This is a genomic window from Telluria sp. ZT3P25, assembly GCF_059685895.1.
In genome coordinates this window covers 857,572-871,585 of record NZ_JCASIJ010000001.1, presented here as the reverse complement: position 1 = coordinate 871,585, position 14,014 = coordinate 857,572, and the positions used below count along the sequence as shown (strand labels likewise).

15 protein-coding genes are annotated in these 14,014 nt (G+C 59.4%); 10 read left to right on the top strand and 5 right to left on the bottom strand.

Annotated elements, in window-relative coordinates:
- Nucleotides 1-110: 110 nt before the first annotated feature.
- The gene (locus AC56LY_RS03870) at nucleotides 111-314 is read left to right on the top strand and encodes a cold-shock protein (RefSeq protein ID WP_171084635.1); all 204 of its coding nucleotides are present in this window, start codon (nucleotides 111-113) and stop codon (nucleotides 312-314) included.
- Nucleotides 315-392: 78 nt separating this feature from the next.
- Here AC56LY_RS03870 and icd read toward each other — a convergent pair whose 3' ends face one another.
- Nucleotides 393-1,646 carry an NADP-dependent isocitrate dehydrogenase gene (icd, locus tag AC56LY_RS03865; RefSeq protein ID WP_499576747.1) on the bottom strand — a complete coding sequence of 418 codons (1,254 nt, stop codon included), beginning with the start codon at nucleotides 1,644-1,646 and terminating at the stop codon, nucleotides 393-395.
- Nucleotides 1,647-1,827: 181 nt separating this feature from the next.
- Here icd and AC56LY_RS03860 point away from each other — a divergent pair, with 181 nt between their 5' ends.
- Together AC56LY_RS03860 and AC56LY_RS03855 are read left to right on the top strand one after the other, a co-directional pair.
- Complete coding sequence (locus AC56LY_RS03860) at nucleotides 1,828-2,394, top strand: pseudouridine synthase (RefSeq protein WP_499576746.1); 567 nt, start codon at nucleotides 1,828-1,830, stop codon at nucleotides 2,392-2,394.
- A 90-nt stretch (nucleotides 2,395-2,484) separates the two neighbouring features.
- Complete coding sequence (locus tag AC56LY_RS03855; protein ID WP_499576744.1) at nucleotides 2,485-3,453, top strand: IS1595 family transposase; 969 nt, start codon at nucleotides 2,485-2,487, stop codon at nucleotides 3,451-3,453.
- Nucleotides 3,454-3,523: 70 nt separating this feature from the next.
- Here the strand turns inward: AC56LY_RS03855 and AC56LY_RS03850 are convergent, their stop codons facing one another.
- Entirely contained in the window at nucleotides 3,524-5,755 is a 2,232-nt protein-coding gene (locus AC56LY_RS03850; protein WP_499576743.1) for an NADP-dependent isocitrate dehydrogenase, read from the bottom strand.
- A 414-nt stretch (nucleotides 5,756-6,169) separates the two neighbouring features.
- The gene (rpsT, locus tag AC56LY_RS03845; RefSeq protein ID WP_183550274.1) at nucleotides 6,170-6,436 is read right to left on the bottom strand and encodes a 30S ribosomal protein S20; all 267 of its coding nucleotides are present in this window, start codon (nucleotides 6,434-6,436) and stop codon (nucleotides 6,170-6,172) included.
- Nucleotides 6,437-6,645: 209 nt separating this feature from the next.
- On the opposite strand from rpsT, the gene murJ reads away from it, so the two are divergent.
- Nucleotides 6,646-8,196, top strand: coding sequence for a murein biosynthesis integral membrane protein MurJ (gene murJ / locus AC56LY_RS03840; protein ID WP_499576742.1), 1,551 nt, complete (start codon nucleotides 6,646-6,648; stop codon nucleotides 8,194-8,196).
- Between the two features lie 7 nt (nucleotides 8,197-8,203).
- On the opposite strand, the gene AC56LY_RS03835 is transcribed toward murJ, so the two are convergent.
- Nucleotides 8,204-9,739 (bottom strand): dienelactone hydrolase family protein, encoded by a 1,536-nt coding sequence (locus tag AC56LY_RS03835; RefSeq protein WP_499576740.1) that lies wholly within the window; start codon nucleotides 9,737-9,739, stop codon nucleotides 8,204-8,206.
- Between the two features lie 19 nt (nucleotides 9,740-9,758).
- The gene (locus tag AC56LY_RS03830; RefSeq protein WP_499576739.1) at nucleotides 9,759-10,238 is read right to left on the bottom strand and encodes a nuclear transport factor 2 family protein; all 480 of its coding nucleotides are present in this window, start codon (nucleotides 10,236-10,238) and stop codon (nucleotides 9,759-9,761) included.
- Here AC56LY_RS03830 and AC56LY_RS03825 point away from each other — a divergent pair.
- The 6 genes from AC56LY_RS03825 to AC56LY_RS03800 all read left to right on the top strand — a co-directional run bounded on the left by AC56LY_RS03825 (nucleotide 10,237) and on the right by AC56LY_RS03800 (nucleotide 13,903).
- Nucleotides 10,237-10,746, top strand: a complete 510-nt coding sequence (locus AC56LY_RS03825) for a DUF6984 family protein (RefSeq protein WP_499576737.1) — start codon at nucleotides 10,237-10,239, stop codon at nucleotides 10,744-10,746. The genes AC56LY_RS03830 and AC56LY_RS03825 overlap by 2 nt on opposite strands.
- Nucleotides 10,747-10,807: 61 nt before the next feature.
- On the top strand, nucleotides 10,808-11,248 hold the full coding sequence (locus tag AC56LY_RS03820; protein ID WP_499576736.1) for a hypothetical protein: 441 nt from the start codon (nucleotides 10,808-10,810) through the stop codon (nucleotides 11,246-11,248).
- A gap of 160 nt (nucleotides 11,249-11,408) precedes the next feature.
- On the top strand, nucleotides 11,409-11,924 hold the full coding sequence (locus tag AC56LY_RS03815; RefSeq protein WP_499576735.1) for a hypothetical protein: 516 nt from the start codon (nucleotides 11,409-11,411) through the stop codon (nucleotides 11,922-11,924).
- Between the two features lie 151 nt (nucleotides 11,925-12,075).
- Nucleotides 12,076-12,639 carry an SMI1/KNR4 family protein gene (locus AC56LY_RS03810; protein WP_499576733.1) on the top strand — a complete coding sequence of 188 codons (564 nt, stop codon included), beginning with the start codon at nucleotides 12,076-12,078 and terminating at the stop codon, nucleotides 12,637-12,639.
- A gap of 127 nt (nucleotides 12,640-12,766) precedes the next feature.
- Nucleotides 12,767-13,453, top strand: a complete 687-nt coding sequence (locus AC56LY_RS03805) for a hypothetical protein (protein WP_499576732.1) — start codon at nucleotides 12,767-12,769, stop codon at nucleotides 13,451-13,453.
- A 141-nt stretch (nucleotides 13,454-13,594) separates the two neighbouring features.
- Complete coding sequence (locus tag AC56LY_RS03800; protein WP_499576730.1) at nucleotides 13,595-13,903, top strand: hypothetical protein; 309 nt, start codon at nucleotides 13,595-13,597, stop codon at nucleotides 13,901-13,903.
- Nucleotides 13,904-14,014 lie beyond the last annotated feature (111 nt).

Below are 14,014 nucleotides of genomic sequence, written 5' to 3'. Positions count from 1 at the left end.
CATCGACTTTGTACTTATGTACGCGTTGATACGCAGTTAGCAGGCTGAGGAGGGCAAGAAGATTCTTGCTTTTATGGCTCGTGTGATTTGTTAAATTTGAAAGTTCTTTTATGGCAACTGGTACTGTTAAGTGGTTCAATGATTCCAAAGGCTTTGGCTTCATCACGCCTGATGACGGCGGCGAGGATCTGTTCGCACACTTCTCCGCAATCAACATGAACGGTTTTAAGACCCTCAAAGAAGGTCAAAAAGTCCAATTCGAAGTCACGCAAGGCCCTAAAGGCAAGCAAGCTTCCAACATCCAGGGTAACTAATCATACCCCTCACGGAAGTGAAAAACCCCACTCCCGCAGTGGGGTTTTTTTTCGCCTGCCACAATGGCAGGCGGCGCGTTACAGGTGTTCGATCAGCACTTCGCCAAAGCCCGAGCACGATACCTGCGTCGCCCCTTCCATCAGGCGCGCGAAATCGTACGTGACTTTTTTCGACACAATTGCCTTGCCCATCGCCGCGATGATCAGGTCGGCCGCCTCGCTCCAGCCCATGTGGCGCAACATCATTTCGGCCGACAGGATCAGTGAACCGGGATTCACGTAATCCTTGCCGGCGTATTTCGGCGCGGTGCCGTGGGTCGCTTCGAACATCGCCACAGAATCGGACATGTTGGCGCCCGGCGCGATGCCGATGCCGCCGACCTGGGCCGCCAGTGCATCGGAAATATAATCGCCGTTCAGGTTCAGCGTGGCAATCACGCTGTATTCGGCCGGACGCAGCAGGATCTGCTGCAGGAAGGCGTCAGCGATCGAGTCCTTGATCATGATGTCGCGCCCGGTCTTCGGATTCTTGAGCTTGCACCATGGGCCGCCATCGAACAGCTCGGCGCCGAATTCCTTCTGCGCCAGCGCGTAACCCCAATCGCGGAAGCCCCCTTCGGTGTATTTCATGATGTTGCCCTTGTGGACCAGGGTTACCGATGGCTTGTCGTGGTCGATCGCGTACTGGATCGCCTTGCGTACGAGGCGTTCGGTGCCTTCGATCGACACAGGCTTCAGGCCAAGGGCCGACGTGGCCGGGAAACGGATCTTCGACACGCCCAGTTCGGCCTTCAGGAACGCGATCAGCTTTTGCGCGCCTTCGGAGCCGGCCTCCCATTCGATGCCGGCATAGATGTCTTCGGAGTTTTCACGGAAGATGACCATGTCGGTCTTTTCCGGCTGCTTCAGTGGCGAGGGCACGCCGTTGAAGTAGCGCACCGGGCGCAGGCAGACGTACAGATCGAGCTCCTGGCGCAGCGCGACATTGAGCGAGCGGATGCCGCCGCCGACGGGCGTGGTCAGCGGCCCCTTGATCGAGACGACATACTCCTTCAGCACATCCAGTGCTTCGGCGGGCAGCCAGACATCGGCGCCGTAGCGTTTGGTCGCTTTTTCGCCGGCAAAAATCTCCATCCAGGCAATGCTGCGCTCACCTCCGTAGGCCTTGCGCACGGCCGCATCGACCACCTTCTTCATCACCGGCGTGATGTCCGCGCCCGTGCCGTCACCCTCGATATACGGAATGATCGGCGTGGCCGGCACGTTCAGGCTGAAATCGGCGTTGACAGTGATCTTCTGGCCCGCAGGCGGGACGGTGATATGCTGGTACATCAAGTTCTCCAGGTGGGTGGCGAAAGGCGGTGCGAACGACGTGACGAACTGCGTTACCAACTCGCTTACAATGTCGCCGTTGCCAGCGGCAGCCGATGGCTGCTCTTCATTATGCCCCAGTATTTTGCCATATCGCCACGCTACCGGTTGGCTCCCCTCTCATTCGCTTTACTGCATCGTCATGTCCCTGATTCTCTTCAATAAACCGTTCCAGGTCCTGTGCCAGTTCTCGCCCCAGGATGGCCGTGAGTCCCTGGCTGACTACCTCAAGATTCCCGGTATCTACCCGGCCGGTCGGCTCGATGCCGACAGCGAAGGCCTGATGCTCTTGACCGACGACGGCCAGCTCCAGCACAAGATCGCCCATCCGGATCACAAGGAAGCCAAGACCTATCTGGTGCAGGTCGATGGCGTACCCGATGCCGCGGCTATGGCGCGCCTGCAGGCGCCGCTCGACCTGGGCGACTTCGTCACCAAGCCGTGCCGCGCCGCGCGGATTACCGAACCCGAGTGGCTGTGGCCGCGTAATCCACCGATCCGTGCGCGCCAGGACAAGCCCACCAGCTGGCTTGCCATCACGCTCGAAGAAGGCAAGAACCGCCAGGTGCGCCGGATGACGGCGGCCGTGGGCTTGCCGACGCTGCGCCTGGTGCGCAGCAGCATCGGCCCGTTTTCTCTCAGCACGCATCCGTTGCTGCCGGGCGAATTCATCGACGTTCCGGCCTACTCGCGCCACGCGGGCAAATAAAAAGGCGCAGTCAGCGTTAAATAGAGACCAGCTTTGAACTGACGAGCATTCCGGTGGTCCAACCCCTGTCCCCAGCGTCAGGAGTCGATCATGAAAGCGCCACGTTTCAAGGGCTGGTTCGCAAAACTGCCTTCGCTGAACCAACCCCAGCGCCGGCAAGTGCTTGATGCGCTGCATCCTGCAGCCGGGCTCGATCAAGTGGTCGCACTCATCAGTGAGGCCAGAGCGCCAGGTCGCTGCTGTCCCAGATGCGGCAACGAGCGCTGCTACCGCCATGGCTTCGCCAATGATTTGCAGCGCTACCGCTGCTGTGCCTGTGGCCGCACCTTTAACGACCTGACCGGTACGCCATTGGCGCGACTGCGGCTCAAGGCCAAATGGCTCGCGTATTCGCAGGTGCTGCTGGATTCACTCCCCGTGCGCACGGCGGCAGATCGGGTCGGGGTGCACCGCAACACGGCCTTTCGATGGCGCCACCGCTTCCTGCACTGGGTCAAGCTCGACCGGCCCGCGCCTCTCAATGGCATCGTCGAAGCTGACGAGACATTTTTACTCGAATCACAAAAAGGTTCGCGCACCCTCGACCGGCCACCGCGCCATCGCGGCGGCCATGCTGCCAAACGGGGCATTTCCAGCGAACTCGATTGCATTCTGGTCGCGCGCGACCGCGAGGGGCGAACGGTCGATGCCGTCACTGGTCGTGGCGCGCTCATAGCTGCGCAACTCGAGCGTGACTTGCTGCCCAGGCTCAACAGGCAGGCCTTACTGGTCAGTGACGGCCATCCCGCCTACCGCGCCTTTGCACGCAAACACAGGATCGCGCACGAGGCGGTCAACCTGCGCGCCAGGGTGCGTGTGAGGCGTCTGGGCAACCTTGCCATCCACGTGCAAAACGTGAACGCCTACCATCAACGCTTCAAGGCCTGGCTACAGGGCTTTCGTGGCGTGGCATCGCGCTACCTGCCCAATTACCTGGGCTGGCGCTGGGCGCTGGATGGTGAAAGGGTCGCATCGCCGGAACAATTGCTCCGCATTGCTATCAACGTCATCAATAGATAACGCTGACTGCGCCAATAAAAAACCCGCCGACCTTGCGGTCGGCGGGTTCTAGTTACGACAGTCGTTCAGTTCAGGCGAACGAATCGATCGCCGCATTGAAGGTGGCGCTCGGACGCATCGCGGCCGTCACCTTGGCTTCATCCAGCTTGTAGTAGCCACCGATATCGACCGGCTTGCCCTGCACTGCCAGCAGCTCGGCAACGATGGTCGCTTCGTCGTCGGCCAGTTTCTTGGCCAGCGGCGCGAACGTGGCGGCCAGTGCGGCGTCGTCGGTCTGCGCGGCCAGCTCTTGCGCCCAGAACAGCGACAGGTAGAACTGGCTGCCGCGGTTGTCGAGTTCGCCGGTCTTTGGCGATGGCGACTTGCGGTTATCCAGCAGCTTGCCGGTGGCAGCGTCGAGCGTGCGGGCCAGAATCTTGGCCTTGTGGTTGCCGGTTTTCAGGCCCAGGTCTTCCAGCGACACGGCCAGCGCGAGGAATTCGCCCAGCGAATCCCAGCGCAGGTGGTTTTCTTCGACCAGCTGCTGCACGTGTTTCGGGGCCGAACCGCCGGCGCCCGTTTCATACATGCCACCACCGGCCATCAGTGGGACGATCGACAGCATCTTGGCAGACGTGCCCAGTTCCATAATCGGGAACAGGTCGGTCAGGTAATCGCGCAGGATGTTGCCGGTCACCGAGATGGTGTCCAGGCCGCGCCAGACGCGCTCGAGCGTGAAGCGCATTGCACGCACTTGCGACATGATCTGGATATCCAGGCCGTTCGTGTCGTGATCCTTCAGGTAGACCTTGACCTTCTTGATCAGTTCATTTTCGTGCGGACGGTACGGGTCGAGCCAGAACACGGTCGGCATGCCCGAGTTGCGCGCGCGCGTCACGGCCAGCTTGACCCAGTCGCGGATCGGCGCATCCTTGACCTGGCACATGCGCCAGATATCGCCCTGCTCGACGTTCTGGCTCATCAGGACTTCGCCGGTGGCGAGGTCGGTGATGTTGGCCACGCCGTCTTCCTGGATTTCGAAGGTCTTGTCGTGCGAGCCGTATTCTTCGGCTTGCTGGGCCATCAGGCCGACGTTCGGGACCGTGCCCATCGTCTTCGGATCGAATGCGCCATGCCATTTGCAGAAGTTGATGATCTCCTGGTAGATGCGCGCGAAGGTGCTCTCCGGGATGACGGCCTTGACTTCCTTCAGGCGGCCATCGGCGCCGTACATCTTGCCGCCGGCGCGGATCATCGCTGGCATCGACGCGTCGACGATGACGTCGTTCGGCGAATGGAAGTTGGTGATGCCCTTGGCCGAATCGACCATGGCCAGTTCAGGACGGTGTTCCTGGCAGGCGTGCAGGTCGCGGATGATTTCTTCGCGCTGCGACGATGGTAGGTCGGCGATCTTGTTGTACAGGTCGGCCATGCCGTTGTTGACGTTGATGCCCAGGCTCTCGAACAGCGCGCCGTGCTTCTCGAATGCTTCCTTGTAGAACATGCGTACGCAGTGACCGAAGACGATCGGGTGCGACACCTTCATCATCGTTGCCTTGACGTGCAGCGAGAACAGCATGCCGGTGGCGTGCGCGTCTTCGATCTGGGCTTCGTAGAAGGCCAGCAGCGACTTGCGGCTCATGAACATCGAATCGATGATTTCACCGGCCAGCAGCGAAACTTTTGGCTTCAGAACAATGGTCTGGCCGCTCTTGGTGACCAGTTCCATCTTGACGTCGCGCGCCGCTTCGACCGTCATCGACTTTTCGCCGTGGTAGAAGTCGCCTTCGGTCATGTGCGCCACGTGGGTGCGCGATGCTTGCGACCATGGGGCCATCGAGTGCGGGTTCTTGCGTGCGTATTCCTTGACGGCACGCGGCGCGCGGCGGTCGGAGTTACCTTCGCGCAGGACCGGGTTCACTGCCGAGCCGATGCACTTGCCGTACCTGGCCTTGATGGTTTTTTCTTCGTCGGTCTTCGGGTCCGACGGGTAGTCAGGGATGTTGTAGCCCTTGTCCTGCAGTTCCTTGATCGCGGTGATCAGCTGGCTGACCGACGCGCTGATGTTCGGCAGCTTGATGATGTTTGTGCTCGCCTCGAGCGTCTTCTTGCCCAGCTCGACCAGCGAATCCGGCACGCGCTGCTCTGCGCTCAGGTTTTCAGGGAACGCTGCCAGGATACGGGCCGCGACCGAGATGTCGCTGGCCGTGACGGTGATGCCGGCCGGCTTCGTGAAGGTGCTGACCACAGGCAGGAAGGCGTGGGTCGCCAGCAGCGGCGCCTCGTCGGTCAGGGTGTAGATGATGGTCTGATCACTGCTCATGCACATTTTCCTCGGTAATCGCGACAACGTCGCGCGTAGTAAAAACTGACAATTGGCCACGGCCCATCAATAGATGGGCTGCGGGCACTGGGCGCCGATGCCGGACATTCTACCCCTGTCTGCGACGGGAGGGCCAGAGCGCACCGGCGTACATTCCGTTGGTTGGGCGGCCGCTTCGTGCAAGGCCGCGAAACCTGTCTTTAACGCCAGTCTTCTATAAGACATAAGACGCGCCATATTATGCCCCACCTTTGCGGCAGACACCAGTTTTTACGTTATCGACAAGCCCGTCATGCATTCCGGATGGAAAAATGGAAGCGCCAAGCAAAAAAACCCGCCAGGACCGAAGTCGGGCGGGTCTTTCCACTGCACAGAACTTGCCTGCGCGGCCCGAAGGCCGCACGCACGCGGGCTTTACGCCGACAGTGCTTTCAGGGCTGCAGCCAGGCGGCTCTTGTGGCGCGCTGCTTTGTTCTTGTGGATGATTTTCTTGTCAGCGATGCTGTCGATTTTCGACACGGACTGCTGGAAGATCAGGGTCGCGGCTTCTTTGTCGCCAGCCTGAATGGCTTTGCGAGCTGCCTTGATTGCGGTACGCAGGGTCGAACGCTGCGACGAGTTGTGCGCGTTTTGCTTAACTGCTTGACGAGCGCGCTTGCGCGCTTGTGCGGTATTTGCCATGGAATTTCCTAAATCGGGGTCAAGTTGCGTTTGCAAACATTAGCGACTGTTAAACCGGCGCAGGAGCCTGCCCAACGATTAGTGTCTGCTAACAGAATTCAGTACAGCCCATGATTATAGCGAAGCTTTCAAGTATGGGCAATTTAAAATTCAAAGATTGTCGGCCGGATGTCTGTACTGGCCGAGTTGCACCAGTATAATCTCGCGCCATGAACCTGCTCAGAACCCTCGCCGCCATCTCCAGCATGACGATGCTTTCGCGCGTCACCGGCCTCTTGCGCGAAAGCCTGTTTGCGCGCGCTTTCGGCGCCTCGGCGTACACCGATGCCTTCATCATCGCGTTCCGTCTGCCCAACCTGCTGCGGCGCCTGTTTGCCGAAGGTGCGTTCTCGCAAGCCTTCGTGCCGATCCTGTCCGAATACAAGACGCAGCATGGCGACGTGGCCACCAAGACGCTGGTCGACCATGTCGCCACCTCGCTGCTGTGGGCCACGGTGCTTACCAGTATCGTGGGCATCATCGGTGCCCCGCTCCTGATCATGGTCCTGGCCGGTGACCTGCGCGAGACGCCCGGCGCCTACAACGCGTCGGTCATCATGACGCAGATGATGTTCCCGTACATCGCCTGCATGTCGTTCGTCGCGCTGGCCGGCGGCATCCTGAATACCTGGCGCCAGTTCAAGATCCCTGCGTTCACGCCCGTGCTGCTGAACCTGTCGTTCATCTTCGCGTCGCTCGTGCTGGTCAATTATCTCGAGCAGCCGATCTATGCGATGGCGATTGCGGTCTGCGTCGGCGGCGTGCTGCAGGTGGCGATCCAGATTCCGTCGCTCGTGAAAATCGGCATGTTGCCGCGCATCTCGTTCAATCCGATGACGGGCCTGCGCGACGCCGGCGTGCGCCGGATGCTCAAGAAGATGGGTCCGGCCGTGTTCGCCGTGTCCGCAGCGCAGATCAGCCTGTTGATCAATACCGGCATCGCCGCCAGCCTGGCTGCCGGCGCCGTCTCGGCGCTGCAATATGCCGATCGCCTGATGGAATTTCCAACCGCGATGCTGGGCGTGGCCCTGGGCACGATCCTGCTGCCGTCGCTGTCGAAAGCCAATAGCGAAGGCGACACCGCCGAATACGCGGCGCTGCTCAACTGGGGCCTGCGCCTGACCTTCCTGCTCGCGCTGCCAGCTGCGGTTGGCATGGCCACGCTGGCGGTGCCGATGATCGCCACCCTCTTCCACTACGGTAAATTCGACGATGCAGCGCTGGTCAATTCATCGATGCCGCTGATGGCGTACAGCGCCGGCCTGCTCGGCATCATCCTGGTCAAGATCCTGGCGCCGGCATTCTACGCCCGCCAGGACGTCAAGACGCCGGTGCGCATCGCCGTTGCGGTGCTGGTTGCCACGCAGCTGATGAACCTGATCTTCGTGCCGCTGATGGGCGTGGCGGGCCTGGCCCTGTCGATTGGCCTGGGCGCCTGCATCAATGCCACCTGCCTGTACATCGGCCTGCGCAAACGCGGCATCTATACGCCGCAGCCGGGCTGGGGCAAGTTCTTCCTGAAGCTCGCCATCGGCGTGGCGGCAATGGGCGCCGTGGCCTGGTTCGGCCAGGCGCAATTCGACTGGGCCGCCATGAAAGCCACGCCCGGCCTGCGCATCGGCGCGCTCCTGGGGATCATCGTGGCCAGTGCCGTGACGTATTTCGCGATGCTTGCACTGCTGGGATTCCGGCCGCGCGACTTCCGGCGCCGCGCGGCCTGAACGCTGCTCAGTCTGCGCCGCCCCGGCGCAGCGCTGCAATCCGCGCCACGGCGTTGCGCTGGTTCGGATCGGCCGCGACGGCTTTTTCGTAGGCTGCAATGGCTGACCTGGTGTCACCAAGCGCTTCGTACGCCTCGCCTTCACTGTCGAACGCGTTGGCGTACTTCGGCTCGAGGAACGTGGCCAGCTTGAACAGCTCGACGGCGCCGCGCGCGTTCTTCCCGCGCAGCAGCTGGTAGCCCAGCGTATTCATGCTCAAGGGGCTGAGTTTGAAGTCGGGCGAGCGTGCCACCATCCCGGCGTGGATCGACTGCGCATCCTGGAAGCCCGCCTTGGCGAACGCACGCAGGAAGTCGCCTTCGCCAAGGAGTTCATGCCGGGCCGGCGTCAACGCCATCGACATCACCTGCGGGCCGATACCATGGCGCGCCGGCGACTGCTTCAGCCATGCAAGCGCCTCGCCGTCCTGCTTCAGATACGCGTCCAGGAACCGGCGCACATACAACGCGCTGCTGCGGTACGCCTGCAGCACATCGGCACGCGCATAGTCGCCAAACGCAGCATCGTCGGCAAAGCGCACATGCCACGCGCTGAAATCCGGATGCGTCATCGGCGGCAGCGTCGCGACATACACGTCGGAATAGGTCATCGTGTTGAGGTAACTCTTGCCGAGCATGTCCTTGCGCTCCATGACTTCCGCAGACGGCGCACGCGCGCCCAGGTACAGCATCGGCACCGCCGTGCGCGCTGGCTGCACATAACCCGCCGCGCCCCACACTTTCGGGTGATACCGGATGGAGCCGTCCAGGCTGACCAACGCCTTGATGCGGCTGGAACGCGCCGCGGCAAACACATTGGCCATGCCGCCCCAGCTGAAACCTGCCGCCGCCACATTGCCGATGTCGGCCTGCGGCAGCGTCTGCGCGTAATTGGCAAGAAAAGCGATATCGGCGGCCTGCGCCTCGACGCCTTCGACGTCGTCGGTCATCATGACCGAGCGCGCGCCCAGGCTGCGGCTGGCCAGCACCACATAACCATGGCTGGCCAGGTATTCGCACAGGTCGATGTTTTCATGGGCTTCTGCAGCGAAGCTGGGCGCGTAGATCACCACCGGAAAGCGGCCGGCGGCAGCCGCCGCATCACGCACGGCCAGCGTCGGCGCGCCGTACTGCGCTTTTTGCGGTCCCGTCATCCAGCCTGCCCGCTGCTTGCTTGCCTCGGCGGCGGACACATTAAAGTCGACCTCGGACAGGCTGGCCTGCTGATAGTCTGCCGCCAGCATGCGCGCGCCACCACCGCGCCTGGCCGGGTACCAGACCAGCATCTGGATTGGCCGGCCAGGCGCAGCATTGCCGGCCTTGCCGAATGCATCGACCGCCGGCTCGAGCAGCCGACTGTAATCGTATTGCTGGATGACGCGCAGGCCGACGGCGTGCGGACCGGCCTCAGGGATCAGATTTAGCGAAGCGGGTATCGGCGCGCTGGCGCTGGCACTGACACTGACGGCGATGGACAAGAAGATAAGGACGGGACGCAGGCTCATTGGCAATTTCATCGGCTGTTCACTTGGCTGGTGCGGCCGGCGGCCGGATTGGCGTGTACTGCGCCGACACCAGCTTCCAGGCACCGTCCTGCTGCTGGGCTACGAAGCTCGAGCGTAACGCGGCTGTGCGGGTTTGCCCGCCAACCGTCATGGCGTACGACACCTTCGCGAGCACGATGGCGGTATTGCCCATCACCCGCGGCGTGATCTCGTCGACGCTGATTGCCGGCAGCGGCTTGTCGTCATGCTTGACGTAGAACGACAGCATCTTCGCGCGCGGGTCGACCTCGCCCAGTGGGGAAATCTCGATATAGTTTTCAAACGTCAGCGCTTCGAGTGCGGCGCGGTCGAACGTGCCTTGCGCGGTGGCAAAGCGCTGCACCAGTTCGCTGACCGACTGCTCCGGCGTGGCGGCGTGGACGAGCGTGATCGACAGGCAGGCAAGCGCGCCCGCAATGCATAGGGTGTTGCTGCGACGGCGCGACAGGACAGAAATCATGCGACTCCTCGTAGAGTTGGTCAACGCCGGCATTGGCGTCATGGTGACGGTCGATCATAGCAATGTGCGCTATCGTTGCCTATTAAAAACGGATGCATATGACTACTGGGTTATTGCGCCGGATGCGGTTTCACATTGGAAGGGAAATATGGTGCCGGACCAGATTCGGGACGGCTTACGCCCTCTGCGTCTTGAAGAGGAGTCATTCATACGCGCTCTGCTTCGGCGGGCACGGGATGGCGAGCATCTGCTCGTCCAACTGGAGCATGCTCAGGTACTTGACATGAGCGATGGCAAAATGGGTAGCGTTCAATTTGCCGGTCACGACAATCGGTTTTTAGGCAGTTGCCTTGTTGAGGCGCAGTACGTCGATCACGATGGCGTCCCGGTGAGTATCGTTCTCAATGCGGACACAACCGGACAGCTCTATGAACTCGACATTTGGAAGGCAGACTTTTCCCCACTTCAGGCATATCCGGTTTTTGAACGTGTGACAGTCAAGGTTTGATATCGTAGGGTTGTACCAGACTGCCTTTGTCCAGAAAACGTCACGCCATCGCAGAGAAACCGTGCATCCATCCGCCAGATTAGTCTTCCGTACCATGTCGATGCTTGGAGTGGCCGCCGTTATTGGTGTGACGATCGCCACCTTCACCACCTGCGGCGTTGGGCTTTCCCATGGAACGGGCATTTGGTGCGCGTTACCACTCGTTTGGTTCATCGGCTTCCCGCTTGCAATTACCAATGCGCTCATCTTTGGCCTGCCACTTGCGGTTTTATTCTGCAAGTTGCGTCTAACGCGATGGTGGCAGTTCGCAGTGACAGGCGCTATCTGCGCCATACCTGTATGGATTGAGCTTGCCGAGCCATTCACATCCGTCCGTTGGGCGCAATTCGGTCTGTATGATTCATTGAACTATCTTGGGTCGGGCCTTGCCGGTGGACTTGCTTACTGGTGGATAAGCCAGAAAGTCGGTATTCGTCGTGGTACTGATGAGATGGCTCCCTAGTCATTGGAAATGGGTGACCGGTCCCTTTGGGTCAATTGCTGACTGTCGAGACAGCGTGTGACCTTTTCAGCCCGGGAGCTGCTACGCTGACGCTAACTTCCGAATCCAGCCATACCGACTGTTGATGAAGCATGCAGCGCACCGCACAAACCATGGATGAATGATGCTTGAACTAGATAGCGCACTGTGGGCTGAACTGCACGATGCATACGGCAGCGCTGCAGAAATTCCCGGGCTCCTTCGGCAGCTATCGGCGCTACCAGGCGACGATGGAAATTCAGAGCCGTGGTTCAGCTTATGGAGCGCCCTTGCGCATCAGGGCGACGTTTACTCAGCGTCGTTTGCAGCAGTGCCACACGTTATTGAGGCAATCGCTGGCTCGCCGGAACGCGTGACCGATGTGTATTTTCTTTTTCCGGCATGGATCGAAATCTGCCGGCACAAGAACAGCGTCGCGGTTCCCGAGCGACTGGCAGCAGACTACTTCGATGCGTTGAATCGTATTCCAGCATTAGTGGCACGTGCCGCACAAAAACAGTGGAGCCCTGCTTTTACCGCCTGTGCCTTGTCTGCCGCCGCTGCAGCGAAAGGTCAACATGCTCTTGCTGAGGCGTTGCTGGAGTTGACTTCGACAGAAATGGTTGGGGAGTTTATGGAATGGCTCCACGATCGCTAAGGGTCAGAAACGGACCTCTGTGACAGTCTGCATTTTTTGTTTTCGCAGCCCACCAGCCAGACTATTCAAGTAGCCAGCCAGGTCCGGCCAAAAGCAGACATACAGACTGCCGAGCCGGCTTCACCCTTCTTTGCTATTACAGGGATGTACGATGCACAGTTTATGGACCAGATTTGAAGTATGGTTGGCAGAACATTGGCCTGAAGGGCTTGCTAGCCTCATCGCGCCAGCAACCGACGAACAAATAGCCCGCCTTCAGGAAGCGCGAGGGCTAACTTTGCCAGATGACTACGTGGCATGCCTCAAGATTCATAATGGCCAAGCGCCGAACGTCGGGGGGATGTTTGAGGGTTCTGAATTTCTCTCGACTGATGAGATTCTGGCTCAGTGGACGGTATGGAAGGACCTACTCGACGGTGGAGACTTTGTCGGTATTAAATCAGATCCCTCCAATGGCGTTCGAGACGACTGGTGGAACGCTGGCTGGATACCGTTTACTTACAACGGTAGCGGTGACCACCTTTGTCTCGACCTCGCTCCACATGCCTCTGGGTCCTCGGGGCAAGTAATCACGATGTGGCACGATTCAAGCGAGCGAGAACTAGTTGCTCCGAATTTTCGCAGTTGGTTCAATTCGTATCTAAAACGGGTATTTTCCGGTGACGTCATTTACTCGGATGAGTACGGGGGATTAATAAACCGTGAAGACGCGTAGTTTTCATAGTTGTCAGGTGTGCTGCCGACTGCAGGTTTGTCGAATGACTGCTTCGGGTCGAGACCGGCCTGACAACTACCGACCGATTTCGGCCATACGCAGACGTTCGAAATAATCGAGGTGCACCATGAGAAAACTTGCATTGATCATTTTCTTGACGATCGGTACCAACGTGTATGCACAGACGAACGCCAGAGTTGCGCGATCCGTCGCCGATTTCGTACCGCGCGGTTACGTCGTGGTGCAGGAGATTAAAAGTGACTTGAACAAGGATCGTGACCCAGATATCGTACTCATCATCAAAAGCATGGACCGCAGAAAATTCGTCAAGGATAAGTATGGCGGAGAACGTGACCGCAACCGACGTAGCATCCTTGTCGCTCTTCACGATCAACACGGGTATCGGCTAGTTCTCGAGAATCGAAATTGCTTCTCATCCGAAAACGAAGACGGCGGCGTCTACTTTGCGCCGGAGCTCGGCGTTAGCATCAACAAAGGCAACCTCACAATTCATTATGCGCATGGCCGATACGGCTACTGGACCTATGCGTTCCGCTACCATAACTCCGATTTCGCGCTGATCGGTTACGACAGCAGTTCCGATCGGGGCCCGGTCGTGCAGAATACGGTCAGTGTCAATCTCTCCACCGGGAGGGCGAGATTCCTAGATAACGTCAATCCGGATGACGACGGTGGTGAGGAAAAGTTCAAGGAAACCTGGAAAAAGTTCACGCTCTCGAAGCCAATCAGATTGAGCGAGGTGCGAGATTTTGACGAGCTTGACGTTCTGGGCCTTCTTGGTCTGGTCCAGTAATGTGAAGGCGTGTAGTCAGGGTCAGGTCTGACATTTGGACGCGGACTCTTCCCTAGCACCTTCACCACGGCATTCATAAATAGACTTATTGTCGAACTTGTGTCTGAATGTCTGACCTGACCCTGCTCGCTGACATAACTAATGCTGAACTATCTGAAATGGCTGTCCGTTGCTGGCGTATGGCTACCGATCATGGGGCTTGCAGCATGGGCGGGGATCTCGTGGGTAGTGGGTGCACTAGCTCCTGACGCAGCTTGGGGAATTGTCGTAATCGGCATGGCTCTTACATTCGGTTTAAGCCATGCGCTGGCGGTCTCTTCTCTTATCGGAGCAGGGTTACTTTTGACTCGCCGTGCTCCCAGTCCAGCCTTCACAATGCTCAGTGTTACTGCTGGCGGTCTGGTATCGGCAGTCGTATTGTCACGTATCTATTTCGACTTCACCATGTAGGGTTGTCTGCAATCCTCGTGCAGCGTTCAATGACTGCTTTGGGCCGGTTCCAGCCAGTCAGGGCTAACGCAAAGTTTTTAACCTAGCAACGTGTTATGCTGGTCTGAACGG